We start from the raw sequence: 24,708 nt of genomic DNA, 5'->3' as shown, positions 1-24,708 counted from the left end.
CGGCACCGCGAACAGACGCTCCAACAAGAAAGCGGCCATAACAGCCCCGAACGTGTTCGGGTATTGCAGCAAGCCGCCTAGCCTCGCGCCTGTCGCGCTAATCTCGGCGCTCGCCGTATGATAAATCCCATACGGCAGCTCAACCAAACCGTACACGGCAAGCAATGCAGTGCCGCACAGTATTGTTCCGGCTGCATGCCAGCCGATCTTCAGCCAATTACGGCCAGAATGATTCACTGAACATAGCCATAACGTAGCGGCATAGAAACCATACATCCCCCATCTCACGATTTCCTTTAGCGTAGCCTCCAGTGACAAAGGTACGGTAAGACTATGAAATATATATATCAACACAAGGCCGCTTATACAGGAGAGAATGACCAGCAGACCGGGGTCCAATCGCAACTCGGCATGTTGGCCCTCCGATAACTCAAGCGTATGATACCCCGGGGTTCCTCTTACCATAACCCATAGCAACAGCAAAATTCCTAATGCCGTTCCCTGCATGTATAAATCCAGATCGAAATACAAGCCGGTCCTGATACAGGCAACCCCTAACCAACCGGCTATCAACATATACCCTACATGATGCCTCCACATCGCCCTTCCTCCGCTCCGACAGGAATAACCCAACCTCTTCCCATTCTGGACAAGGAATGAAATGGCTATTCGTGAAGGCGCTACCTGATGCCAACTCGAGCAATCTCTTAAAAAAAAGTGGAGAATAGATGAACAACTCTACTCTCCACTTTTTTAAGTATGTTGACTGACCCAGCTTACGAGCCTTCCGGCAATAAATCTTTACAGGCCTTCTCCAGATAAGGCGATGCATTCAGAAAATCGCGAAATGCCGTATATTCTGACCACAACTTGGCGCGGTCGCCTGCCGACCCCTTCACCGCGCGAATCAGTATATTCTTCGGCGTATGCTCCATATCAATGAACTCGAGCAACTGCGTTCGATAACCCATCAGGTCAAGAAGCTTTGCCCTTATCCCATCGGTTGCGAGCGCAGAGAACCGCTCCTTCAAGATGCCATGCGAGAGCAGCGGTTCCATCACCGGGCTATCCACCTGCGAGAACAGCTCATGCTGGCAGCATGGCACCGACAGGATAACCGATGCTCCCCAGCGGACTGCCTTCTCAAGCGCAGCATCTGTTGCCGTATCGCATGCATGGAGTGTAACCACCATATCCACCTGGTCCAATTCATTGTAATCGGCAATATCCCCAACCAGAAAGCGCAAATGGTCATAATGCATTTTTTGGGCCAGTATGCTGCAGTGTTCAATGACATCTGCTTTGAGATCCAGCCCAACGACCTGCAACTGCCTGCGTTGCTTCACCGCCAAATAATGATAGAGCGCAAAGGTCAGATACGACTTACCACAACCAAAATCAACGATGGTTAAGGGACGATCCGCAGGCAAATGTGGCAGTACATCCTCTACCATCTCCAGGAATCGATTGATTTGCTTGAATTTATCATACTTTCGCGCAAACACCTTGCCTTCCTCGCTCATAATGCCGAGTTCCACCAGGAAGGCTATCGGTTCCCCTTCCTCCAGAATATACGTCTTCTTTCGGTTATGGGACAAATCACTCTTTGTCTTGGTCGGTGACTTCGTAAGGATGGAAACTTTGTATTTCTTCGAGATGAGTACCTGATAATCAGCTTCTAGTGTGTGAATCACGCTTGCCGGAATACGTTCTCGAACATATCGATCCATACCCGCTCCGCCTCGTTCTCCGGTACATTCTGATGAGTAACCTTCTGCCCAGAGAAATAGGTGAATTGGTAGTGCAACTGTCCCTTTAGCTCCACGGGCTTGACGGTGACTTTCGTGAAGGTCATGCCTTCCCGCTTGCGCAGTTGGCTCAGTGTAGCCGTAATCAATGATGTATCTTCCATGATGTTATGAATCAATTTTCTTAAAGCTTCCAAAGGGTACAACTCACTTTCCTTATGTTATATCCAAGAGCCTTCTCCTCGTTCCCAGGCTGTTGGTCACTGTTTAAACCGACGCGCAAGATCTTCCATCCCCTCATGAACCTCTTCCAGCGGCAAGCCGCCTTGAACCAGTTGCTCAGGTTCAAACTGAATCAGTCGCTGATAGAACGTCAAGGCCTCTTCGTAACTGATCATTCCGTTATCCAACATATGATACAAGGTGTTCTCTGCTTCGGCATATTGCCCCTGCTGCTCCATAAAGACAAGGAGATCACGAGTGACCACCTCCGGTAGAACGTAAGTTCTAAGGCGCTCCTTCAGACCTTGTATTCTCTCCGGTAAACCGATCAGGCTTACGTCCGCTCCTTGTAATCCTGCTTTCAAATACAGCTGCAGCACCTTGATATTTAGTGCAGCCGCTTCTTCCTCTCGCTGGGTATCATTCAGCAGGTCGGCTTCCTCTTCCAGCAATCTCGCCGCACTCTGCAGCTTATCCGCCTCCAGCACTCCATGATTGCGAAATAGCTGCTCAATGTCCGCAGCAGACAACGAAGTGAGCAGCCCCGTGTTGAGGCCAAACTCACGCTTAAAGAGCTCGTCCAATTTCACGCGCGCCTCCGTATGCTTGCGCTGCTGCTTAAGCGAGAACACCGTGGCAATCATCTGTGTCATATCCTCGATAAGCCGGACCAGATAGTCCCTTCTGAACATTATCTCGCCTCCTGGCATCATTAATCATACATGAGTTATGGCATCACGATTAAATTGTAGGCGATATGGAGCGAGAATTCCAGTCCGCAGCAACAAAAGCGGATATCCCATCAAGGGATATCCGCTCCATTAAAATTGATTACGGCTCCAACAATCCGTTCATGAACGACTGTATCATCGAACCCAGCTTCTCCGGATTCTCCATCATGCTCATATGGCCGACTCCTTCAATTACAACCTGAGTCACATTCTCGTGATCCGTTGTGAACGTTCGATCTGGTGGAATGACGCCATCTTTCTCCCCAGCTACAAGCAGAACCGGCAACGTTGTTGCCGAAAGCACGTCGCGTCGATCGATTCGTTCCCGCATCGCCAGCGCAGCGCCGACAGCTCCCTGCGGTGGCGTCTGATAGCCGATCTCCTTCGCCCGCTGGATGCATTCCGGCTTGCTCTCTTCCGTTCCCGGCGCAAACAAGCCTGGCACTAAACCGTCTACGAATGCCGTGATGCCTTCACCTTGAATCGTGCTGACTGCAGTTAACCGCTTCTCCTTGGCCTCGTCCGAATCCGGGTACCCTGTTGAATGAATCAACCCGAAGCCGTTGAGGCGAGAGGCGTAACGCTGGGCGAAAGACAATGTAATATAACCGCCAAGCGAATGGCCCAGTAGAACAGCCTTCGGAATTTCAAGCTCATCCATCAATTGCAGCACATCATCTGCCATTTGCTCCATGGTATAAGATCCCATCGGCGCGTCAGAGCGCCCATGCCCCCGGAGATCCGGTACAATGACTCTAACATCTTGCAAATATGGCAGTACCTGTTCCCAGTAGGCGGAGCTTCCGCAGAATCCGTGAAGCAGAATAACCGGCTCTCCTTGTCCCTGATCAACATAACAAATCGTGCTGCCGTTGCATTGTACTTTGTCCATAGCGATACCCTTCTTTCTATTCAGCGAGTGCTGGAAACACACCCATTATTTTATGAAGAATGTTCTATTATTAAACCGAAACAACCTGACATGAAACGCCGTGCCTTAAGGACTAAGGCCAAAGGCCGATGCTGCCTGCCTTGCGATCTGATCCGCCATCCGCATAACCTGATGCAAAGACGTGACCTGCAAGGTCCAATAAGCTTTGGGACCCATCGTGTTCACGACGGCCGCTACGCTATAATCCCCGATCGGAGGAAGTTTGCCTCCAACAGATTGCGCTGGGGTCAACGGTCCCTCCGAGGTAAAGTAATACCCAACAGAGGACGGCTGACCAAGACAGGCATCAATCGCAATCAGTGTTTGCTGCTCGGAGATACCGCTTAATCTGGACTCAAAGTTAAATGCGTCGCAAGGTTCGGGCAAACTGCCGATCACATGCGGAAAGCCGTATTCAAGCAGTTTGCTTCCCGTCAAGGGTCCGAGCGCATCACCGGTTGAACGGTCCGTGCCAATGCAAACAAACACCAGATTATTGAGTATATGCCGCGTGGCGATATCGCGAAAAAAGTTACCGAGCTCCTGGCTTGACATTTTAACTTTTGGTGCAGCTGTGCTTGGGAACTTGCCAGCTTGTTCACTCATGACAGCCCTCCTCGCTTTATTCATCGTCCATGCTCTCTTTCCAGCCTTGTGAAGTACAGGTTTTTTCCTGATTTTAACCTATACTGTCCGCTCAAAGCAAAAATATTAGCCCACATAGCGCCCACATGATACAATACAGGGATGATAATCGTATATCCCACAGGGAGAGGATGGTTTTTGAATGGATCTGAATGAGAAATCACAAGCAAATGTTGAGTATATGATTGAGCAGATAAAATCCAAGCTTCGTATGGCCACCGCTGCAGCCATGCAAGCTTCCGCCTTTTCAGTCAACCAATATGATGATATTTATGACCTGTATGAAATGGTGGTCGGTAAACAGAATCTTAGCATTTCAGAAGTAGAGGCGGTGGTGTCCGAACTCGGTCGCCTACGCGGTTAACAACTCGTCTTGCATCGTCTAAACTTACCTAACCACGAACAAAGCCCCTGGAACTTGACGTTCCAGGGGTTTTTCTTGCTTCCGATAAGATTAGGGCATTTCAACCACGATCAATTGGGTGGCTACCTCGTTGGAATTCCCGCGAAGGGTAAGATTCTGACGTCGTTTGATACGCGCACTGTCACCTGGCGCAATGTCAAACGTACCATCTTCCGCTTCAATTTGAAGATGTCCGTTCACCACATAGACATGCATTCTCCGGTCTTCCTCCAAGCGATAGTTGAGCTCCTTGCCCTTCTCCAGCAGACTGCTGTACATAACAACGTCCAACGATTTGGGCAAGCTTCGTACACCATGTCCTGATCCAATGACCGGAAACAACTGGTTACGCTGCTGCTCCGATGTGAAATCACTTCGATGATGACTCGGTGTAAGTCCTGGCTCGGTAGGCAAGAACCACATCTCGATGTATCTTGTATCTGACGTGGTTGACGAATTATGCTCTGAATGATGCACCCCTGAGCCGGTATTCACAACATGGATCGACCCGGGCGTAAGCTCCAGGTGCTTGCCTGTGTCATCCTCGTACAACAGGGAGCCTTCCAGCACGAGATGAACGATCACCAGATCATGATGAAGCTTGCGTTCAAACCCCTCTGTCGGCTTCAGCACATACTCGTTATGTGCCAGTAAGCTTCCGAAATGCTCGTTATGAGGATCTTCGTAATCTCCGAATGAAAAATTATATTCACTGTGTATCCCGTCTTCATGGGTTGTATGTCTCTCTGCAGCCGTCATGATCTTAATCATGCCCGGTCACCTCCGCCATTAGATTTAGTGCACTACTATCTAATACCCCGGCGGATTTTATATTAATCATGGCGTATTCAAGCCTATGATCGATTCAGCGTAAACTCCGTCTCTGCTCTGCCGACTTGTTGGCCCTCATCATTAAGAAGCTCTTTGGGAAAGGCAGCCTGCAGTTTCTGAATAGTCTCTTGATGGGCATAACCGAGTTGATCCAGAATGGATTCGATAATCCATCCCCATTCCTCTTCAGAGCCATCCGCAATTTTGAACGCGATTCCCAGTCGCTCCCGCTTCAGACCAAAACAATACACGCCTTTGAAGCCACCTTTGGACACGATGTTATCATCTTCTAACAGCAGCGTATCTACCTTGTCTCTTCCAGCAACCATATAGGGAGAAGCATGCATCGCGCTCGTAATGATCTGAACCGCTGTTCTTGTCGAAGCGTCTTCAATCTGCTCTGGAGTAGCAAGCTTCATGTAAGCTGTCGCCAGTGCCGAGAGCGGCATCGCGAATACCGGAAGACCACAGCCGTCCGTTCCTAATGCAACATCCGCTTGCTTCATCCCGCTTAAGTCGGATATACATCTCAAGATTTCCTGCTGCAAAGGATGCTCTGGCTGTTCATATCCTTGCAACGGATACCCTGCCATTTGGCAATATGCCAGCATACCATAATGCTTGCCAGAACAGTTATGATACCATCTGCTCTTATCGCCCCCGCTTCTTATAAGCTGATGCTTGCTCTCCTCATCAAGCGGCCAACTGGGAGCACATATCATAAGGTTGCGATCAATACCTGCCTTTTGAGCGAAACGCTCCAGCATCTCGATATGCGCAGGCTCACCACGGTGGGATGCTGTCATCAGTGCTATTTCTTCCTGACCTAGATGATAATAATCAACCAGCCCCGCTCGGATGGCCGGGATCGCCTGCAGCGGCTTTGCAGAAGATCGTGTAAACGCCACATAATGGGGATCGCCAACGTATGCTTCAATCCCCCCCCATTCATTCACGACACATATATGTCCTTTGTGGACACACTCCATAATATCAGCCCTGTATTCTTTCACCAATACGGTCTCCATGTTGTCTGACTCCCTCTATATAGGCTTATATATCAACGTTTTTTTACATTGTATCCGCATCTTCTTATCGTCAAATGAGCCTTAAATTGAATGTTATTAAGCCAATCCGCCTTTTAGTATAGTACAAAATTTTGCAAATATCAGCAGGATATATTCCATATCGGATGGACAACTTGAATTATTTCCAGATTCAGTCTGTACTGTTTCAGGATGTGACTACACGTTTAATTACGAGATAAGCAAGCCCACTCGAAAGACATTGCTCTGATAAAGGAGGCTAATCTTATGTGGGGAATCATCATCAGTATCGTCATGGCCATGATTATCGGGATTATCGGAGATGCGCTCGCCGGCCATGAAATGCCGGGGGGAGTTATCGGGGCCATGATTGCAGGATTTGTCGGTGCATGGCTAGGGCCATGGCTCTTTGGAGCATGGGGACCCATTATTGGTGAGTTCGCAATCGTACCGGCCATCATTGGTACAGCCATCTTCGTCTTCCTTCTTGGTCTAGTTGCCAGATTGTTAAGACGCGCAGTCTAAATGCTCGCGTGTCCATATGTTAACCCTATTATATTAACTAAAAGGAGTGAAAGTTATGAATCACACAGAACAGGAACAACAAGTACAGAGTGGATCTACATTTTTCAAGGGTGCTTTTATCGGTGCTTTGGTAGGTGCGGCAGCCGCCTTGCTGTTTGCTCCAAAACCAGGCCGGGAACTCCGGGGTGATCTCTCCGAGAAGATGCATCAAGTTACAGATAAAACGAAGGAAGTGGCATCCACTGTGGGCGACAAGGCATCGGAATTGGCAAAAACGGTTGGAAGCAAAGCATCGGATGTGATGACAACAGTCAATGAAGGGCGCCAAAGCATTATGTCCAGCGTAAAAGAAGCATCTGCCGGCTTGTCACAGGACATATCTCATGTGTCCAAGGACGTTTCGGAAGAAGTGTCGGCCGCTTCCAAGGATGTGCGAGACAAGGCTATCCAAACTTCGGATGAAGTCAGCCGTGAACTTAAATCGACACCGAATTAAGCATTCCGGTGTTTATGAAATAGCCAGCTGACAAAGCTGGCTATTTTTGTGCCAGTTCCGTATACGTAACTACATCTATGATATGGATTTGAGCGCAGCAATGACACGATGTATCTGAATAGAAAGTAGGGGATATCCGATGAGTAAAGCCAATCCGTATGACACAGGCGTCAAGCGTCGTCACGACATCCAAGAACATCCTTTTGAATTGAGGCATGAAGTGAAGAAACTGAATACAAGGCTCGATCAAATTGCTAATACATTAGAGAAATCTGAGATGAAAGATCTGATCGATCATTATATGAATCCCAAAAAGCGCATTGTTGCCAACCTCGTGGCAGGCTTATCACGCGGATTAGGCTTAACCGTCGGAACAGCCATCGTGCTCGGACTATTGGGTTATATTCTTAGTTACTTTGTGAATGTGCCCATGATCGGGGATTTCATTTCTAATCTGTTGGGGTATATTAATCAATCGCAGCAGTAATGCTCATGTGCACACTGCCTGCTTACAAACAAGAGCCCAATCATCATTCCAGAAAAGGTCTGATGCCGGGCTCTTGCTTGTTCTTATCCTTATTCTTATATGTTCTTGTTCTTCTTCCTGGCCTTCACCCTGAGCAGATCTCCTGTCCACCCCTTCGTACGCAACCACCAGTACATGCCCCCCATCCAGGCAAGCGTAATACCCGTAACCACGATAAACCCCCACGGCGTCTCAATTCCCGGTAAATTCTCGAAGTTCATTCCCCATACCGCACCAATGACCGTAGCCGGAGTAAATACAACCGTGAAGATGGTCAACGTCTTCATAATTTCATTTCCGCGAAAACCGGAAATTGCATCATCAATTGAGACCAAGGTATCGATTTCTCGTTCATAATGATGGATTAATTGCCCCAGCCTTTCTACTCTGTATTGGAGCTGATTAAATGCACGACTATCATCGAGACTGTCATGATACCCTTCTCTCGAAGCTGCCAGAAGTTCTTGAAACGGAATAAAACGATTGCTCCAATCGAGCAGTTCGAACCGAGCCGTTAATATCGCATCCATTAAGGTCCTCCGGTTCCGCTCCCTCATCCTAGCCTCCACCTGACGTAAGTTCACCTCAAACCGGTCCATGCCTGTATGGTAATAATGTAAGATTGTTCGGGCCAACACAAATAATCCCTCTACCGGACGCTCGCATTGATGGAGCATCGATACTCTCTCCGATTTAGCCATACTACGGCGCGTATGATCGTCCAGATTGATCGTAATCAACACTGAACCGTCGGCATAGAAGTAGAACTGTTCGGGGATCTGCTGATTCTTACCTTCTTCTGTAACCACATAGAGCAGCGAGCCCATAAGAACCGGCTCAACGCCGTCCTTATAACGCACGGATAGATAGTCCCGACCTTCAAGCGTAGCAGCAAGATCCAGCCATTCCATCGTATATGGATCGTGAATCTTCCATTCACCGATCAACTCCGACTTGAAGCCCCCAACTCGAACGTCATACCACTCCCATCCTCCAGCGAGAGTATATATATCCTGCCCCTCCATACGGCCCGCCTCTAGCAACTCGGCTCATTCCCTTCGTGCTTGATCTTCAAAGCTCTTACGTTTCAATTCCCAAAAAAACACGCTCTTCCCATAATGAGAATAAGCGTGCCTTATTTAACGGTGCGAATATCAGATCCAGGCTCGTTCATATCAGTAAGAAGAGCTCGACATAATCTGTTTTAATTTCTCGGTGGCTCGTTTCTGGATTCTGGAGACGCTCATCTGGGATACACCGAGTCTCTGAGCAATTGCTCGCTGCGATTGACCTTCCTGGAAAGCAAGCAGCAATACTTTCTGCTCCTGTTCCTTCAGCTGACTCATGGCTTGCTGAAGATCCATTCGCTTCTCTACTGAATCAAAGTCATTTACGTCGGAACTGATTAATTCACCTAAAGTTGCTCCTGTATCTTCTTGAGATAACGGGGAATCTAATGATACGTAATGATAGCATTCACGTCCGGCCAGCACTTCCACCGTTTCCTCGACGGATAAATCTAAGTACGCAGCAATCTCTTTGACATCTGGTGATCTTTCCAGCTTCACCATCAGTTCATCAATCGCTTGCTGCACCAGAGCGCCCTTCTCCTTAATACGTCTAGGCACTTGAATATACCATGATTTGTCACGCAGAAAATTCTTCATATGACCGATCATGCTCTTCATCGCATAGGGCTCGAAGGGAATCCCCAAGCTAATGTCATACTGTTGAAGCAATCGGATCAAAGCCATCTGACCCACCTGATACAGATCCTCATACAGATCTGGCGGTTGCGGGCGATCTTTCCCGCTGCCATCTTTACCATGGGTTCATACTTCTGAATCAGCACGGTGGCTATCTCATTATCCTTCGTCTGCTGATATTCTTGTATTAATCGTACTGCTTCTTCCTTGGACTCTGGGGGAGTCACCTTATTGCTCATACCCGCTCCTCGCTTCTTGCGAGTCGTTTGATTAATGTGACTGAGGTTCCCTGACCGGACTGATTAATCACGCTTACCTCGTCCATAAGCGCCTCCATCAAGTAGAAGCCGAGACCTCCCACTTGAACCTCGCCTAAATCCTTATCATGAAGTGTACGGTTGCCAACCGCTCCCACACCTTCGAAACTCTCCCCTTCGTCTCGAACCGTAATGGAAATCGATTCATCTGTTACTTGAAAGACGACTTCGACCATACCACCCTCTTGACTGTAAGCATACAGCACAGAGTTGTTGCAGGCTTCAGAAACCGCTACCTTCATATCCTCGATCTCCTCATAGGAAAAGCCCATCTTGGAGGCAATCCCATACAGATTCAATCGGACAATATCAACGTATTCAGCGCTGGCAGGCAAGTTTAACGTTATTTTTTGCACTTCTGGATTCATTCTTTTCTATCCTTTCCTATTGGGAATCTTCTTCTTACGTCTGAAAGAACTTCGCAATACCGGTCATATCGAACAGCTTTTGAATTTGCGTTGGAACTTCCTCGACTGCGAAGCGACCTTCCATACCATGTCTGGCTTTGAGGATCGACAGAAGAATTCCAATACCCGTACTATCAATATATGTCATGTCTTTCATGTTGACGATTAAATCCACTTCGGTATTGCCGACAAGCGGCTCCATCACGAGACGAAAGTCTGGGGCAACGGAAAGATCAAGTTCACCGCTCAAATAAACGGTGCATACACCCTCGCTCATCTGAGTCTTAGCATTGAACTTATCATTGGTTTTCGTATTCATAGACACTCTCTCCCAAAAAAAATAATGTGTTCTCTTTGAATAACCCCATATCACAATACTTGAAACAACAATTGCCCATTTCAATCATTCCACTTCTATCCACTACTCAACCTATAGAACTCGGAGCTCCCATCAAAATCATCCGCAGTATAGCGTAATAATAGATGTTTAACGCAATTAATCTTGACAGGCTTACTTATATATTCGTTCATCCCCGCCTCGTTGCAGCGTTTCTGGATACCCTCCATCACATTAGCTGTCATCGCCACCATGACCGGATTGTATTGGTGAGGTAAGCGTTGACGGATCTGTCTTGCTGCTTCCAGGCCATCCATCACGGGCATCTGTAGATCCATAAAGATCATATCGTAGAATGTGGAGCCTTCAACCACCATCTCGACAGCCTGCTTACCGTTCTCAGCCATATCGGCCTTGATTCCCATCTTCCCGAGTATACTGTCCAACAACTTCCGATTAATCGATGATCGTCCACTACTAGAATATTGGGCTGGCTCTCGCCATGAACCCGCAATTTAACGTTATAGTCGTCTTCGAGCAATCTCTGGTCTTCATCCTCGAACGTCTGAACACATATCGTGAAGACGAAGGTGGCTCCCTTCTTCTCTTGGGATTCCACTGTGATGTCTCCACCCATTAACTGCACAAGTGATTTACTGATAGCCAAACCAAGACCCGTCCCCCCGTAACGACGTGTCATAGAGGAGTCGAGCTGTGAGAACGGTTTGAACAAGCGATCGATTTTGTCCGCAGATATGCCAATCCCCGTATCCTTCACCGTAAATTCGAGCGTTAATCTGTTACCCTCCACATTTGCGAGAGAAGCAACGAGATAGACCCCTCCTTCATTTGTGAATTTCAGCGCATTGGACACCAGATTCATCAGCACCTGCCGAAGTCGGCCCATATCGCCAAACACCATAGCCGGTATACGGTCCTCAATGAAGTAGGACAGCTTCAAATTCTTCTTGGAGGCTTCCCCGGAGAAGAGTCCGAACACTTCCTGAATACAGGATCTCAGATCAAACGGGTATTCCTCGAGCTCCATTTTGCCGGATTCCATCTTGGAGAAATCCAGAATGTCATTAATAATCGTAATTAATGCATCCGCACTGTTACGGATAATGGAAGTATATTCACGCTGCTCATCCTGAAGATCACTGTCCATCAGCAAATCAATCATGCCAATCACACCATTCATCGGGGTCCGAATCTCATGACTCATCATGGCGAGGAATTCGGTCTTAGCCTTTACTGCGCTTTCTGCAGCTTCCTTCGCAATAATAAGTTCCTGGTTGATCTTCTCGAGCTCCTGCGTCTTCTGGTGCAGCTGCATAGATTGCGCTTTGATCCGGTTGTTCGTCTGGTACATATCGACAAAACCCTCGATCTTCGACTTCAAGATTTGAGGGATAAACGGCTTAACCATATAATCGATCGCTCCAGCAGAGTATCCCGCAAAGAGATGCTCGGCTTCCTTGCTGTTCGCGGATATAAATATGATCGGGATGTCCTTGGTTTTGTCTCTTGCCTTGATCAACCTCGCCGTCTCGATCCCGTCCATGCCGGGCATTTGAACATCTAGAACAATAACGGCAAAGTCATACTTCAGGAGATAACGCAAAGCTTCTTCCCCCGATGTAGCCTTTATCAGCGTATACATCTCACTGTCCAGAACAGCCTCAAGCGCAAGTAAGTTTTCCGGGCGGTCATCTACCAACAGTATATGAATCGGTTCGTGAAACCCCATGGAATCCTCCTACTGAACTTCTATTTGATCTTGCGGTAAATCTTCTCGACACGATCCAGCGTTTCATATGACTCGCTGTAATTCGTAAAGTGTATCGATTCCTTCGCACCCAGCACCAATATCCCAAAGTGACTCAGACTTTCATGGAACAACCCGTGTACATGATCTCTAAGCTGATCGTTGAAATAGATCATGACATTCCTGCAAAAAATCACGTTAAACTCATTAAACGAGCGATCCGTAGCCAGATTATGTTCGGCAAAGATCATATTCTTCTTCAGGAACGGCTGGAAGATGACGGAATTGTACTTTGCAGTATAATATTCGGAGAACGAGCGATTACCACCCGCCTCCATGTAGTTCTTCGTATATTGTTTCATCCGTTTAATATCAAATACGCCTTCCTTGGCTTGCTGCAATGAGCGGGAATTCATATCGGTTGCATAAATTCGAGACTTCTCATACAGCCCTTCTTCATGGAGAAGAATGGCCATGGAGTAAACTTCTTCTCCCGTCGAGCACCCGGCATGCCAGATTCTGATATACGGATACGTGCGAAGCAACGGGACGACCTTCTGCCTGAATGTCAGAAACAGTTTAGGGTCCCTGAACATTTCCGTCACCGGTATCGACAGATTATAGATCAGCCGCTCAAAGCACGCTCGGTCATGCAGAACCTTATCCTGAAGTGCCGAGATCGTTGAAACCCCTTCTGCATGTACATGATGCCAGATTCTTCGTCTGATGGAAGGAATCGCATAATTGCGAAAATCGTAGCCATAGTGACGATGAATTCCCTCCAGAAGAAGTTCGATCTCGATCTGCTCCAGTTCTCGTCGACTGTCCTCTAAAGACAGATCCGATGTTTCAGTATGATCCGTTGATGACATTTCAGCTTGCACCGCTTTCCAAGTATTATTTGCTAGTTGTACTTTACCCATAATAATGGTTTACGAATACAACCACACTCGCATAAGCGACAGGAGCTGTTCGGTTTGGATTGGCTTCTTCATATAATCAGAAGCCCCCGCTTCGATACATTTCGCGCGATCTTCCTTCATTGCCTTGGCCGTTAAAGCGATAATAGGTAATTTATCGAACTGCGGCATGGCTCGCAAGCGGCGCATCGCCTCATATCCATCCATCTCCGGCATCATCATGTCCATGAGGACCAGATCGTAATGATCCGGGTTGTTCTCAAGAACTTCAATCGCTTCGCGGCCATTCTCAGCAAACGTTACTTCCATATTGTAGCCTTCAAGCACGCTCGACAATGCGAACACGTTACGAATATCATCATCGACAAGCAAGATCTTCTTACCCTCGAATAATTCCTCTTTATTATGCAGTTTCTGCAGAATCTTTCGTTTATCTTCCGGCAAGTCCGCTTCGATTCGATGCAAGAACAATGTCGTCTCATCCAACAGACGTTCTGGAGACTTCACATCTTTGATGATGATGGATTCCGCATATTTGCGAAGCTGCAATTCTTCTTTCGAATTCAAATCCTTACCCGTATAGATTATTATCGGAAGATCGACCAGATTCTCATCGTCCCGGATCTGATCCAGCAACTGGAAGCCTGTCATATCCGTTAGCATGAGGTCAAGCACCATACAGTCATATCGCTGCTTACGCAGTTCACTGAGCGCCTCTGCTCCGGTCGATACGGCCGTAATGGAGACATCATCGTGTCCGATCAGCTCTATAATCGATTTGCGCTGGATCTCATCATCCTCCACGATGAGCAGATGCTTCATCGATTTCTCGGTATATGATTCAATCTGCGTGAAAGCTCCCTCAAGCGATTCTCTCGATGATGGCTTCTTCAGGTACGCGATCGCTCCCATCATCAAACCTTGCTTCACTTCATCCACAACCGAGATGACATGCACCGGTATATGCCTTGTCACGGCTGAACTCTTCAGTTCGCCCATGACGGACCAGCCATCAATTACCGGAAGCTGGATATCCAGAATAATGGCATCCGGTCGATAAGACTTCGCCATCTCCAGACCGACATCGCCTTGAAGAGCGACCAGCGCTTTGAATCCGCGCCCTCGTGCCATATCAAGCAGAATCTTCGCGAACTTGACATCATCTTCAACGATAAGCAATACCTTATCCGTTGGTCCTAAGTTATTGCGGTCATCCTCGATTTGTACGGCGGAATGCACTTCGGTTGTCACCAGTTTGGCTTTGGGTACGATGAGATTGTTAGGTTGCGGCACCTCAGTCGTCGCCGCTGCCTCTTCAATCTGCTCTGCCTCCGGCAAGCTTGATGGCAGGATCAGCGTGAAGCTGCTGCCCTTGCCCTCTTCCGATTCAACGACAATACCACCACCAAGCAGGCGCGAGAGCTCGCGGCTGATTGACAGGCCAAGACCCGTGCCGCCATATTGTCTGCTTGTCGTGCCATCAACCTGCTGGAACGCCTCGAATATGAGATCGGTTTTGTCCGACGGGATACCAATCCCCGTATCTATGACAGAGAACGCAACATAATCAGCTTCTGTACTCAGGTAAATCGGAAGCTTGTCATTATCCGCACGCTCCACTTGAACCTCTACCGAGCCATGATTGGTAAACTTAAAAGCGTTGGACAACAAATTACGCAGCACTTGCTTCAAGCGATGGCTGTCGGTTACGATGCTTTTCGGCAAATCTTCGCTAATGCTTACTTTCAGATTAATGTGCTTACGAGAAGCCACCGCTGCAAAGTTCTGCTCGACAAACGATTCAATCTCGTTCAGCTGAACATCCTCATAATTAATCTCCATCTTACCCGCATCGACCTTGGACAGGTCGAGAATCTCATCGATCATCTTGAGCAGGTCCGAACCCGACATATAGATGGTCTGAGCATACTCGATCTGCTTACTGCTTAAGTTCCCGTCCTTATTCTCAGACAGCAGCTGTGACAAAATGAGCAGACTGTTCAGCGGAGTCCGCAGTTCATGCGACATGTTCGCCATGAATTCCGATTTGTATTTGGTTGTTACGGAGAGCTGTTTCGCTTGCTGTTCCAGTTGCATCCGGGCTTTCTCAATTTCATCATTCTTCTCTTCAACCTCTTGCACTTGATCCTCAAGCGCTCTAGTCTTAGCTACCAATTCCGTATTGTAATGTTCCAGTTCTTCCTGCTGCCGCTGCAGCAAGTCCTCTGAACGCTTCAGCGCTTCGGTCTGCTCTTCCAGATTCTCATTGGAACGACGCAGTTCCTCTTGTTGGGTCTGTAGCTCCTCGGACTGCACCTGCAGTTCTTCTGTCATCGCTTGCGATTCGCGGAGCAGTTGTTCCACACGAAGACGTCCGGTAATATTGTTCAGAATAATACCGAGTGACTGACTCAGCTGAGATAACAACTGCTCTTGCAGCGAGGTTATATCTTCAAAGGAAGCTAGTTCCACAACGCCGAGCAATTCATTCTCAAACAATAAAGGATAGATCGCAATCGAAGCCGGTTTCGCTGATCCCCATGCAGACTGCACTTTCATATAACCCTCAGGCGGGCTCTTGAGTACGATTGGTTTCTTATCAAGCGCCACTTGACCCACGAGTCCTTCACCGATCATAAAGTGATGCTTCGGCTCTTCCCCGCCTTCATGCGCATACGAGCCTTTCATCTCTAATTTGTTCGGATCTTTATCTTCCTGGCGAATATAAATGGCTCCGTAGTGTCCACCCAGAATAGGGGTAAACTCACTAATAAATTTCTGACCGATCTCCTCAAGCGAATTAATCCCTTCAAGCAGTTCGGTTATTCTGGCCATGTTAGAGTTGATCCAAGACTGATCACGCTGGGCTTGAAGATAGGATTCCTCGATTTCTTGTTTCTTTAGAATGTCCTCCGACAAGTCTTTAAAGACGCGCGCAACATCACCAAATTCATCTTTCGACGTGATCTTGATACGACGGATCGCCTTTAAACGACCCTCGCCGAAACTCTTGAGCATCATATTAACCACATTAATGCCGCGCGTAATGCTTGGCAGGATCCATAGAATAATAAGTAACCCGATTAACAAACCGCCAGCCATAATATAAATGAATAATTGCACAGAACGATCATATGCTGCTTCAGCCGCCGAAATGTCATCGTTAATCTTCTGATTCTCATAGCCGCTCAGTTCATTTAAGCTAGTCAGCATTTCGACTTGGACAGCTTGGCCGCTTGCATTTCGAAGAGCGTTGGCCTCTGCAAGGTTATCTTCTGCAAGCAAATCCAATGTCTTGTTCTGATACACGATATAATCATTCATCGCACGTTCTATTCGCACAATAAGCTGCTGTTCTTCTGCCGTATTATTGCTCTCTTTAATCTCTGCAAAGTGTTCCATCGCCCTTGCAGCTATCGATTCCACCTCTTGTTTGGATACCTCGAACGTTGATCGATCGTTGCTTAGTATGATGTTCGTCAGCTCGCGCGCCATGTTGTTCACTTCACCACGCATGCCGCTGGCATTACGCACTTTCTGGTAGCGCTCGGCATAGATCGTTTCCAATTGACTGTTCATATAACTGATTCGGTCATACCCGATCAAAGTCAGCACCAACATGAGTGCGATTAAAGTAACGAAACCAATGACTAACTTGCTTTTAAGCCTCATTGATTTGCTTCCTCTCCTTCTTTAAGTGATATCCATACCAAGCATTTATCGTCCTCTCGCTCCTGCGATGGATCATCTACGAAATATTGTTCTTTCATTTCCTCTTCTCTCCATTGATGAGAACCGCCAAGATGGTCCTTTAGATATTGCAGCTTCTCATCATGACCGCCCTCTACAATCTCCAGAAGCCCGTCGGTATACATGACCAGATGGCCATCCCCTTCATAATGGAAACTTCTCGGTTCCATGCCCTCAATCCGATCAAACAGGCCAACCGGGCAGCAACCTTGATCCAGCGTACTCACTTCACCGTTACCTTGGAAGAACAGCGCTGGCGGATGCCCGGCATTCACATAATCGACTTTTCTCTGACGAGTATCGACCACGAGATATATCGCCGTAAAATAGTACTGTATGAGCTGATTTTCGAGGTGTAGCTGATTAAATCTCCGGTTTAATTCCTGAATGACCTTCTCCGGTTCAACATATGTGGTCACGGTATCCTTGAGAACGGAAGCGATGAACATGCAGAACAAGGAGGACGAAATACCGTGCCCCATCATATCAAGCAAAATGACGCCGTAGCGTCCCTCACCCAGGGGATACCAGGCATACAAATCACCCGCCAACTCAGCCGATGGCTGATACAATGCATGAATCTCAAACCGTTCGTCAACAATAGGAGAACTCAGCACGGCATTCTGAACCATCGCAGCGAGTCTCAGTTCGTCCTGCACCCGCTGTTCCCGCTCAATATGCCAATCCTTCTCATGCTTCAAGCGAAGAGCCAGCCGAATGCGAGCCATCAGCTCAACCTTATTGATCGGCTTCGTAACGTAGTCGACGGCTCCTGCGTCGAGTGCTTCCGCCAACTTCTTGGAATCGCCCACGGCCGTTACCATAATAATCGGGATATCCCTTAAATGCTCGTACTGCTGTACAATCCGGCAAGCCTCAATCCCATCCATCTCCGGCATCATCATATCTAGCAGAATCAGATCTATATCTACTCTTCCAGGGCGCTGCTCATCACGACTTCTATCAATGCCGAGTCGTTCCAGCATCTCCAGCGCAGAGGTTGCAGTCACGGTATCCTGGTAGTTTTCTTTCTTCAAGATTTCTCGAATAATGATGACGTTAGTCGGATTGTCGTCTACGATTAATATTCTCATTGTCCTCTCCTTTAACGTAACGCGATTTATACGATAGAAATCCTTTTCCTACTATTATACTATAATATGTCTCTTCACATTTGGCATAGAAAAAGGCATCGGAACTTGAATATTCCACTTTTAACAGGCGTCTGGAACCTTCTTTCAAAACATAGATAAGGAATGAGACCCGAACAGTCCCATTCCTTATCTATGTTTCTAGACCTATATCTTATGCTTTCGGTACGAATCAAACTCCCGTTATCCCGAAAGTCTCTACTCTTTTCTCGCGACGACCAGCACTTTCCCAAGATCCAATTGTTTCTCATAAAATCCCGCTTCCGCCTCCGTAAATCCAAGTGATACGATTTTTGCACGAAGCTCATCACCACGTGAGCGGAACAGATTCGCAAAGGCATCTATCACGCCTTCCTCTTTAATGCCCACCTCGTTGGCATCCGCCACATCCACAATTCGGCTTGTCATATCCGAATCATGCGCCAGCACGAAGATTCGTTCATGATCATATCCGGATTGCCGCAGGTTCTGCACTTCATGTACCGCCTGTGTTCCATTCTCAACCACTTTAGCGTAAGACTTCATGTTCGTAGATTCCATAATAACAACCTCCCCTAATTCGTATAAATCGTAAATATCGATCAGCTTAGGTTATAGTCCAAAGGTTATTAACCATATCCCCAAGCATTGAAACATCATGAATCACTATAATCAAAAAATAAATCGACTCCTATAATATCACCGCTGTCCCGATCCATGAATACCTTGAGAGCGTTGTTGTTCTCCAGGTACACATCACCATCTTCTGCCCGAAAATACGGCTCACCTAAGCTTGCCCGAATTTGATTGGTTGTCATGCCAATACGCTGGCCATCAACCTGAAAGGAAGTTGCTGAAGGTTTCACATGAACGTATTCCGTATAACCGCTACGAATCCCTACTTCCATATCCGGGTAACGAAATACCGCAATCCCGCTGAGCGGTTCATGTTCGATCTGAGCAGGAGATCCAAGTTTCGATATAACATCTTGCTTGCTATCCGATAAGGAAATACCATTCAAAGTCCCATAGCTCTTCAGTTGGTTGTCGCTGGTGTGTGCCTGTTCAACATCAAGCCATGCATGTACAACGACGGGTTGTGACATTCCTGACGTATCCGAAGGCACGGTTCCGCCACCTCCGGAGCCAGAAAACACCCATAACCCTGCTGTCATAATGATGATGAAATTCCACATGCGACCTCCTCCTTTCGTGATCGTTCACGGCAAAGCAGATTCTCCTGTATTATCTTGCTTTCTGACGGCGGATACTGCTCCATAAACCAACAGCTGTGTCTACATATGCTAACCAGTTTCGTCCAGAAGAAGATTTCTCCTCTGCCTTAGACGGCTGCGTTGCAGCATCATACGACTGGAAGGTACGATCTTCTGCCCTTACGGGCGCTTGAGGAGCTGCCACTTTCTCAACCTGCTGCTCGACTTTGGATTGCTTGAACCGGCTAACCAAACCGGAAGAAACTTGTTTAACCGCGTAAGTGACCTCACTTAAAGCCTCTCCCAGATTCTTGACGGTATCCATGACTGGGTCAATCTGCTTCATCTTGTGCTGCACATCGACGGTTATTTCATTCGTATTGCGAATCGTTTGCTTGATTTCGTACGTCAATTCGTCCACCGTCTTCTGAACGTCTTGAAGTGTCTGATTTACCCTATCAAGCGATTGCGTTGCTGCATTCAGCGTTTTAATTAAGAAGAATACCAGGACAACAAATGCAACCGCGATAACGGCAATACTAATCTGAGTTATCATCCGTATGACCTCACTTTCCAGTATGTTGTTGATTTGGTTATGCAATAGTTACCCTTCCCCTCTATTCACGAAACAACAGGAGACTTCCAGAACTGCCACTCATCTCCACTTTGTTTCATCCTCTCAGACAAAGGTTAAATGAACACTACGAAGGGGCTGGAGACTACGCCCAGACCTAAAATCTGAACTCAAGAAAGCAGGGTGAATATGATGTTAAAATGGTCTGTTATCTTTTTAGTTATTGCGTTGATTGCCGGGATCTTCGGATTCTTCGGAATCGTTGAGGCCGCGGCCAGTATCGCCAAAGTTCTATTCTTTATCTTTGTTGTCCTGTTCGTTATCTCGCTCTTTACCGGGCGCAGCAGACGAAGTATGTGACGCAAGCGCCACTACAAACCATTGAAATCAAAAAGTCCCTTACCGCTTTGATTACGGTAAGGGACTTTTTATGTTGTTGAGTCTTAATCTTTCGTCGCAGCCGCCTCTTGATTATCGACTGAACCCGCCTCTTCCTGTGGCTGGGTCCGTTTGATGAAGAAAGCCAGCACAAAGGAAACTGCCGCGATCCAGGTTGCAATCACGAATGCATAATTAATACCGTGAATAGTAGCCTCGTGACCGACCTTCAATAAATCGGCCTGCCGATTCGGATCATACATCCCTGAAGCCATTAATTGTTCCCCGTGCCTTGATGCCTGGGTGGACATGACCGTGACCAGAATCGCCGTTCCGATGGAGCCGGACACCATGCGCAGCGTATTGGACATCGCTGTCCCGTGTGCATTGAGCCTGCGGGGCAATTGATTCAGACCGGCGGTTTGAATCGGCATCATCAACATAGACATCCCGAACATCCGCGCGGTATAAATGATCATGATGTAACTGTACTCCATGGTCTCGCTGAGATGACTGAACTGCCAGGTCGTGATGACCGTAATGGCAAGCCCGGTAACGGCAAGCCAGCGTGCTCCTATCCGGTCAAATATGGCGCCAGTGATCGGAGACATGATCCCCATCAGTATGGCACCCGGCAGCATCAATAATCCCGATTCAACAGGTGTAAAGCCGCGGATCTGTTGTAAGTAGATCGGAAGCAGAATCATGCCTGCAAACATAGCCATCGTTACAATGACATTAATCAACGTAGTCAGCGTAAACATATTGTACTTAAAAATGCGGAATTCCAGCATCGGTTTATCGACCTTCAACTCGCGCCTGACAAACAGAATAAGGGCCAGTGTACCAACAGCCAGGGTGATGATTACCACCGGACTCCCAAACCCATCATTCCCGGCATCACTGAAGCCGTACAACAAACCACCAAAACCAATCGTAGACAAGATGACGGCCAGTACATCCAATCTAGGTCTGCTGACATCTGTCACATTCTTGAGAAAAAACACTCCGATAAGGGTAGCTATCATGGAAAACGGCAAAATCATGTAGAACAACACACGCCAGTCATAATGTTCCACGATGTAACCGGACAGCGTCGGACCGATGGCCGGCGCAAAAATCATCGCGATCCCCATCATGCCCATCGCTTTCCCGCGGTTCTCAATTGGAAAGATATTCAGGAAAACTACGGTCATGAGTGGCATCAAAATCCCGGCCCCAGCAGCTTGGATCAGTCGCCCGGACAACAGAACGGCAAAGTTCGGACTAAGTGCACACACCAAGGTTCCGATCGTAAATATACTCATGGCACTTATAAATAATTGCCTTGTCGTAAATCGCGCAATCAAAAACGCAGTTACAGGTATCAACACTCCGTTCACCAGCATGAAACCTGTGGTTAACCACTGAGCTACCGTAGGCATAATTTGCAAATTGTCCATAATGCTTGGCAACGCAACATTCATCAAGGTTTGGTTCAAGATGGCAACAAAGGCTCCGATCATTAATGCCGCGATGATGGGCCCTTTTTTGAAGGAATATTGCGGGCTATCCTTTATAGCGGTATCCATGTCTGCGTTCACTCTCTTTCATAATCATTCTTGCCCGATTCATTTTCAAGCATTAACCGATTATAGATGCCTTCAACCAAAGTGTCAATATTGACATATAAAAGCATGAAAGATCCGTTGCGATATGAAAAAAGACTCAGGAGAAGACCTGCCTTCTCCTGAGTCTTAAGCTCACTATATTACTTCAACAAGGATGGGATTGCCATCCAATCCACTTTAAAATGGAGTTCCAGCCCATCGGACAAAAACTTTACATCCCGAATCGTAACCAGATCCGGAAGATAATCCTTTAGGGAAATGACGATTGGCTCTAATTGAAACAGACTTGCCTCGATTGGAAATCCTCGAATGGTCGTAGATTGATGTGCCAGCTGGAGCTGACTACCCTCAACCGACATTTGAAAACCTAGACTGGCACCAAATGGAATCAAGCCCCACTGCCCGTTAATATTCGCGGTCATTCTCGTTCCATTCATGATGAACTCCGCGCCGGTAACCTCCACACCTAGATCGTGCGAATGTAAGTATTCCACCATGTTCTTCTTGCTGAGTTGTCCTAATTCTTCTGTACTGAGCGTCATTCTCGGCTCACGCTTCTCTAGCATCGTTAACAGCTTGTCCTTAAAATCAATTGAACGATATTGCATATCCAGTGACTGCGCAGGAGATACAAACCACACAGCCGCACCCAAGATCACAAGCAATAGCACCAATACCCCGAGAAAGAAACGCCTTGCTGTTCTTTTCTTTCGTACCATCACAGCTCCCCCTCCCCCATGCAGAAACTCCCAGTATGCCTGGGTTCTCCCGTTCTCAAAAGTATATCGGAATCCGTGAAACTTGTCACGATTTGAGAAATACTCCCAACTTTCTTGGTTCATAACATCCAAATCGTGGTTATTACGTTATTGTCAAATCATACTACGGACCCAAGGAGGAATTGTATCCATGAAAAAAACGTTGAGTGTTACTGCAGCCCTAGCCCTTACCTTATCCTTTGCCGCTGTTGCTGGTGCAGATCCGGTTAATGGCACAGATCCAACCGACGTCACAGAACCGGTCAATGTAACTGAAACTGAAACTGAACCGGTCAATGTAACCGAACCCATTAACGGTACGGTGGTCAACACCCCGGATAATAATACTACCCCTACGGTAGATGAACCGATTATCAAATCGGAAGAGGTTGTACTGGTACCCACACCGATGATCGAATTGACGAATAGTGTCTATTTCTACAATGCACCGAACGGTGAAAAGTGGGGGGCCTTGGCTCCACAGAAAGTAGATACGACAGGTAACCGCATTGACGTCATGTTAGGCGGGGAATGGGTGGAGATCTACACATGGAAGGGCACCGCTTGGATTTATATAGAATAATATCATATGGTTCAGCTTGCGGGCTGCATTGATGCGATAAGCACTCACCTACTATAAAAAGCAGGTCAAGGACAATCTTGACCTGCTTTTTATATAAGTAACACTTTTGTTAATGCAATCAACTAACTAGGCGGTGCCTTAGGCTCAACATGAATGTGCACATTCATTGTATTATGAACCTGACTCATCTTCTCCTCGATTCGGTCGCTAATATGGTGGCCCTCCAGCACACTGATATGGGGATCTACTTCGATGACGACATCCACCAGCACATGATTGCCATGAATTCGAGCCTTCACTTCCTTAATTCCCTCCACCCCTGGAGTCTGTGCTATGGTACTTCGCATATCCGATAGACGCTCCTCATCGAAGCCGTCCGTTAAACGATATGTGCTGTCCCTGAATATATCCCAGGCCGTCTTGCAAATAATGATACCCACAGCTACTGCCGCCACGGTATCCATCCAGGGCAAACCGAACTGTGCACCTATAATACCAATGGCAGCTCCGGTACTGACTAACGCATCCGACAGGTTATCCTTCGCAGCGGCCATGAGTGCCTGATTATCGATCCGGCGTGCCAAATTACGGTTATAGCGATATACGCCAAGCATAGCCAGAGCGCACACGCCAGCTACTCCTGCAGCCCATAGATTGGGCGGCTCCTTCGCCCCTTCAAATAATGAACGCACGGCTTCTACCAGCACTTGTACTCCGACCACGGCCATAATGAATGAAGCGACTAATGCCGCAATCGTCTCGGCTCTTAAATGCCCGTAGGCATGGTTGGAATCCGGCGGCTTCTGAGATATTCGCAGCCCAATCAATACGGCCAGGGAAGCTACAATATCCGTCAGATTGTTGAAGCCATCTGCCAGCAACGCGCTGGAAGCGAACAGATAGCCACTGAAGATTTTGAACGCGGACAGAACAAGATATGCCCCAATGCTAACCCAAGCGCCGCGCTCTCCTTGTTTAATGTTATCGTACGTACTCACCACGATATGCGTCTCTCCTTTGAGCTCCCTCTCTGTTGTATATGGGATTTATCCACTTGTCGTACGTAGAAAATGGTATTATTTATTGTTGCCCTTGCCGGACGTTTTAAAAACGAATAAAATGAGGACAAGCGAACATGAAGAGGAGGGTGAT

General features: G+C 47.4%; 23 protein-coding genes and 4 pseudogenes. 6 read left to right on the top strand and 21 right to left on the bottom strand.

All coding sequences use genetic code 11. The annotated features are described in order from the left end of the window. The 5 genes and pseudogenes from JCM10914_RS24955 to yyaC form a co-directional block, all read right to left on the bottom strand. A pseudogene (locus tag JCM10914_RS24955) lies at positions 1-600 on the bottom strand (O-antigen ligase domain-containing protein); the annotation flags it as partial. Positions 601-776: 176 nt separating this feature from the next. Further along, positions 777-1,912, bottom strand: a pseudogene (locus JCM10914_RS24950) (SAM-dependent methyltransferase). Between the two features lie 96 nt (positions 1,913-2,008). Continuing rightward, positions 2,009-2,662, bottom strand: a complete 654-nt coding sequence (locus tag JCM10914_RS24945) for a DUF6483 family protein (RefSeq protein ID WP_023966142.1) — start codon at positions 2,660-2,662, stop codon at positions 2,009-2,011. A gap of 139 nt (positions 2,663-2,801) precedes the next feature. Further along, on the bottom strand, positions 2,802-3,593 hold the full coding sequence (locus tag JCM10914_RS24940) for an alpha/beta fold hydrolase (protein ID WP_023966140.1): 792 nt from the start codon (positions 3,591-3,593) through the stop codon (positions 2,802-2,804). A gap of 105 nt (positions 3,594-3,698) precedes the next feature. Next, positions 3,699-4,238: a spore protease YyaC gene (gene yyaC, locus JCM10914_RS24935; protein WP_023966138.1), complete on the bottom strand. Its 540-nt coding sequence runs from the start codon at positions 4,236-4,238 to the stop codon at positions 3,699-3,701. Positions 4,239-4,419: 181 nt separating this feature from the next. On the opposite strand from yyaC, the gene JCM10914_RS24930 reads away from it, so the two are divergent. Beyond that, positions 4,420-4,641, top strand: a complete 222-nt coding sequence (locus JCM10914_RS24930; protein WP_023966136.1) for a DUF1128 domain-containing protein — start codon at positions 4,420-4,422, stop codon at positions 4,639-4,641. 90 nt (positions 4,642-4,731) lie between these two features. Here the strand turns inward: JCM10914_RS24930 and JCM10914_RS24925 are convergent, their stop codons facing one another. Both JCM10914_RS24925 and JCM10914_RS24920 read right to left on the bottom strand, forming a co-directional pair. Continuing rightward, positions 4,732-5,451, bottom strand: a complete 720-nt coding sequence (locus tag JCM10914_RS24925) for a pirin family protein (RefSeq protein WP_023966134.1) — start codon at positions 5,449-5,451, stop codon at positions 4,732-4,734. 83 nt (positions 5,452-5,534) lie between these two features. Continuing rightward, positions 5,535-6,539, bottom strand: a complete 1,005-nt coding sequence (locus tag JCM10914_RS24920; RefSeq protein ID WP_023966132.1) for an asparaginase — start codon at positions 6,537-6,539, stop codon at positions 5,535-5,537. A gap of 285 nt (positions 6,540-6,824) precedes the next feature. Between JCM10914_RS24920 and JCM10914_RS24915 the strand changes: the two genes are divergently transcribed. The 3 genes from JCM10914_RS24915 (at position 6,825) to JCM10914_RS24905 (ending at position 8,065) form a co-directional block, all read left to right on the top strand. Beyond that, positions 6,825-7,082 carry a GlsB/YeaQ/YmgE family stress response membrane protein gene (locus JCM10914_RS24915; protein WP_023966130.1) on the top strand — a complete coding sequence of 86 codons (258 nt, stop codon included), beginning with the start codon at positions 6,825-6,827 and terminating at the stop codon, positions 7,080-7,082. A gap of 55 nt (positions 7,083-7,137) precedes the next feature. Continuing rightward, on the top strand, positions 7,138-7,578 hold the full coding sequence (locus JCM10914_RS24910; RefSeq protein WP_023966128.1) for a YtxH domain-containing protein: 441 nt from the start codon (positions 7,138-7,140) through the stop codon (positions 7,576-7,578). A 139-nt stretch (positions 7,579-7,717) separates the two neighbouring features. Next, a complete protein-coding gene (locus JCM10914_RS24905) occupies positions 7,718-8,065 on the top strand; it encodes a DUF5665 domain-containing protein (RefSeq protein ID WP_023966126.1) in 348 nt (115 codons plus the stop codon). Positions 8,066-8,160: 95 nt separating this feature from the next. Here the strand turns inward: JCM10914_RS24905 and JCM10914_RS24900 are convergent, their stop codons facing one another. The 11 genes and pseudogenes from JCM10914_RS24900 to JCM10914_RS24850 form a co-directional block, all read right to left on the bottom strand. After that, positions 8,161-9,129: a magnesium transporter CorA family protein gene (locus JCM10914_RS24900; RefSeq protein ID WP_023966124.1), complete on the bottom strand. Its 969-nt coding sequence runs from the start codon at positions 9,127-9,129 to the stop codon at positions 8,161-8,163. 150 nt (positions 9,130-9,279) lie between these two features. After that, positions 9,280-10,049 (bottom strand): annotated as a pseudogene (locus JCM10914_RS24895) (sigma-70 family RNA polymerase sigma factor). Continuing rightward, a complete protein-coding gene (rsbW, locus tag JCM10914_RS24890; RefSeq protein ID WP_023966118.1) occupies positions 10,046-10,495 on the bottom strand; it encodes an anti-sigma B factor RsbW in 450 nt (149 codons plus the stop codon). The pseudogene JCM10914_RS24895 and the gene rsbW overlap by 4 nt, the downstream one beginning before the upstream one ends. Before the next feature lie 34 nt (positions 10,496-10,529). Further along, positions 10,530-10,853, bottom strand: coding sequence for an STAS domain-containing protein (locus tag JCM10914_RS24885; RefSeq protein WP_023966116.1), 324 nt, complete (start codon positions 10,851-10,853; stop codon positions 10,530-10,532). Positions 10,854-10,948: 95 nt separating this feature from the next. Beyond that, positions 10,949-12,621 (bottom strand): annotated as a pseudogene (locus JCM10914_RS24880) (response regulator). Positions 12,622-12,641: 20 nt separating this feature from the next. Further along, entirely contained in the window at positions 12,642-13,511 is an 870-nt protein-coding gene (locus JCM10914_RS24875; protein ID WP_036720021.1) for a protein-glutamate O-methyltransferase CheR, read from the bottom strand. A gap of 60 nt (positions 13,512-13,571) precedes the next feature. Beyond that, complete coding sequence (locus JCM10914_RS24870) at positions 13,572-17,231, bottom strand: response regulator (RefSeq protein ID WP_023966110.1); 3,660 nt, start codon at positions 17,229-17,231, stop codon at positions 13,572-13,574. Then, positions 17,228-18,403: a PP2C family protein-serine/threonine phosphatase gene (locus JCM10914_RS24865; RefSeq protein ID WP_023966108.1), complete on the bottom strand. Its 1,176-nt coding sequence runs from the start codon at positions 18,401-18,403 to the stop codon at positions 17,228-17,230. The genes JCM10914_RS24870 and JCM10914_RS24865 overlap by 4 nt, the downstream gene beginning before the upstream one ends. A 255-nt stretch (positions 18,404-18,658) precedes the next feature. Further along, the gene (locus tag JCM10914_RS24860; RefSeq protein ID WP_023966106.1) at positions 18,659-19,000 is read right to left on the bottom strand and encodes a general stress protein; all 342 of its coding nucleotides are present in this window, start codon (positions 18,998-19,000) and stop codon (positions 18,659-18,661) included. Between the two features lie 95 nt (positions 19,001-19,095). Then, positions 19,096-19,635: a hypothetical protein gene (locus JCM10914_RS24855; RefSeq protein ID WP_023966104.1), complete on the bottom strand. Its 540-nt coding sequence runs from the start codon at positions 19,633-19,635 to the stop codon at positions 19,096-19,098. Between the two features lie 49 nt (positions 19,636-19,684). Beyond that, positions 19,685-20,209 (bottom strand): DUF948 domain-containing protein, encoded by a 525-nt coding sequence (locus tag JCM10914_RS24850; RefSeq protein WP_036720029.1) that lies wholly within the window; start codon positions 20,207-20,209, stop codon positions 19,685-19,687. A gap of 210 nt (positions 20,210-20,419) precedes the next feature. Here JCM10914_RS24850 and JCM10914_RS28635 point away from each other — a divergent pair, with 210 nt between their 5' ends. Further along, positions 20,420-20,587 carry a DUF1328 domain-containing protein gene (locus tag JCM10914_RS28635; protein WP_036720028.1) on the top strand — a complete coding sequence of 56 codons (168 nt, stop codon included), beginning with the start codon at positions 20,420-20,422 and terminating at the stop codon, positions 20,585-20,587. A gap of 83 nt (positions 20,588-20,670) precedes the next feature. Here the strand turns inward: JCM10914_RS28635 and JCM10914_RS24845 are convergent, their stop codons facing one another. Both JCM10914_RS24845 and JCM10914_RS24840 read right to left on the bottom strand, forming a co-directional pair. Continuing rightward, on the bottom strand, positions 20,671-22,176 hold the full coding sequence (locus JCM10914_RS24845; protein WP_023966098.1) for a DHA2 family efflux MFS transporter permease subunit: 1,506 nt from the start codon (positions 22,174-22,176) through the stop codon (positions 20,671-20,673). Positions 22,177-22,355: 179 nt separating this feature from the next. Then, positions 22,356-22,934 carry a hypothetical protein gene (locus tag JCM10914_RS24840; RefSeq protein ID WP_023966096.1) on the bottom strand — a complete coding sequence of 193 codons (579 nt, stop codon included), beginning with the start codon at positions 22,932-22,934 and terminating at the stop codon, positions 22,356-22,358. Between the two features lie 190 nt (positions 22,935-23,124). On the opposite strand from JCM10914_RS24840, the gene JCM10914_RS24835 reads away from it, so the two are divergent. Next, positions 23,125-23,556, top strand: coding sequence for a hypothetical protein (locus JCM10914_RS24835; RefSeq protein ID WP_023966094.1), 432 nt, complete (start codon positions 23,125-23,127; stop codon positions 23,554-23,556). 122 nt (positions 23,557-23,678) lie between these two features. Here JCM10914_RS24835 and JCM10914_RS24830 read toward each other — a convergent pair whose 3' ends face one another. Further along, entirely contained in the window at positions 23,679-24,557 is an 879-nt protein-coding gene (locus JCM10914_RS24830) for a cation diffusion facilitator family transporter (protein WP_023966092.1), read from the bottom strand. Positions 24,558-24,708: the final 151 nt, after the last annotated feature.

Origin of the sequence: Paenibacillus sp. JCM 10914, assembly GCF_001315105.1 — a bacterium.
Lineage (GTDB): Bacteria > Bacillota > Bacilli > Paenibacillales > Paenibacillaceae > Paenibacillus_AQ.
The sequence above is the reverse complement of the archived record's forward strand: the minus strand, read 5'-3'. Positions and strand labels throughout refer to the sequence as shown.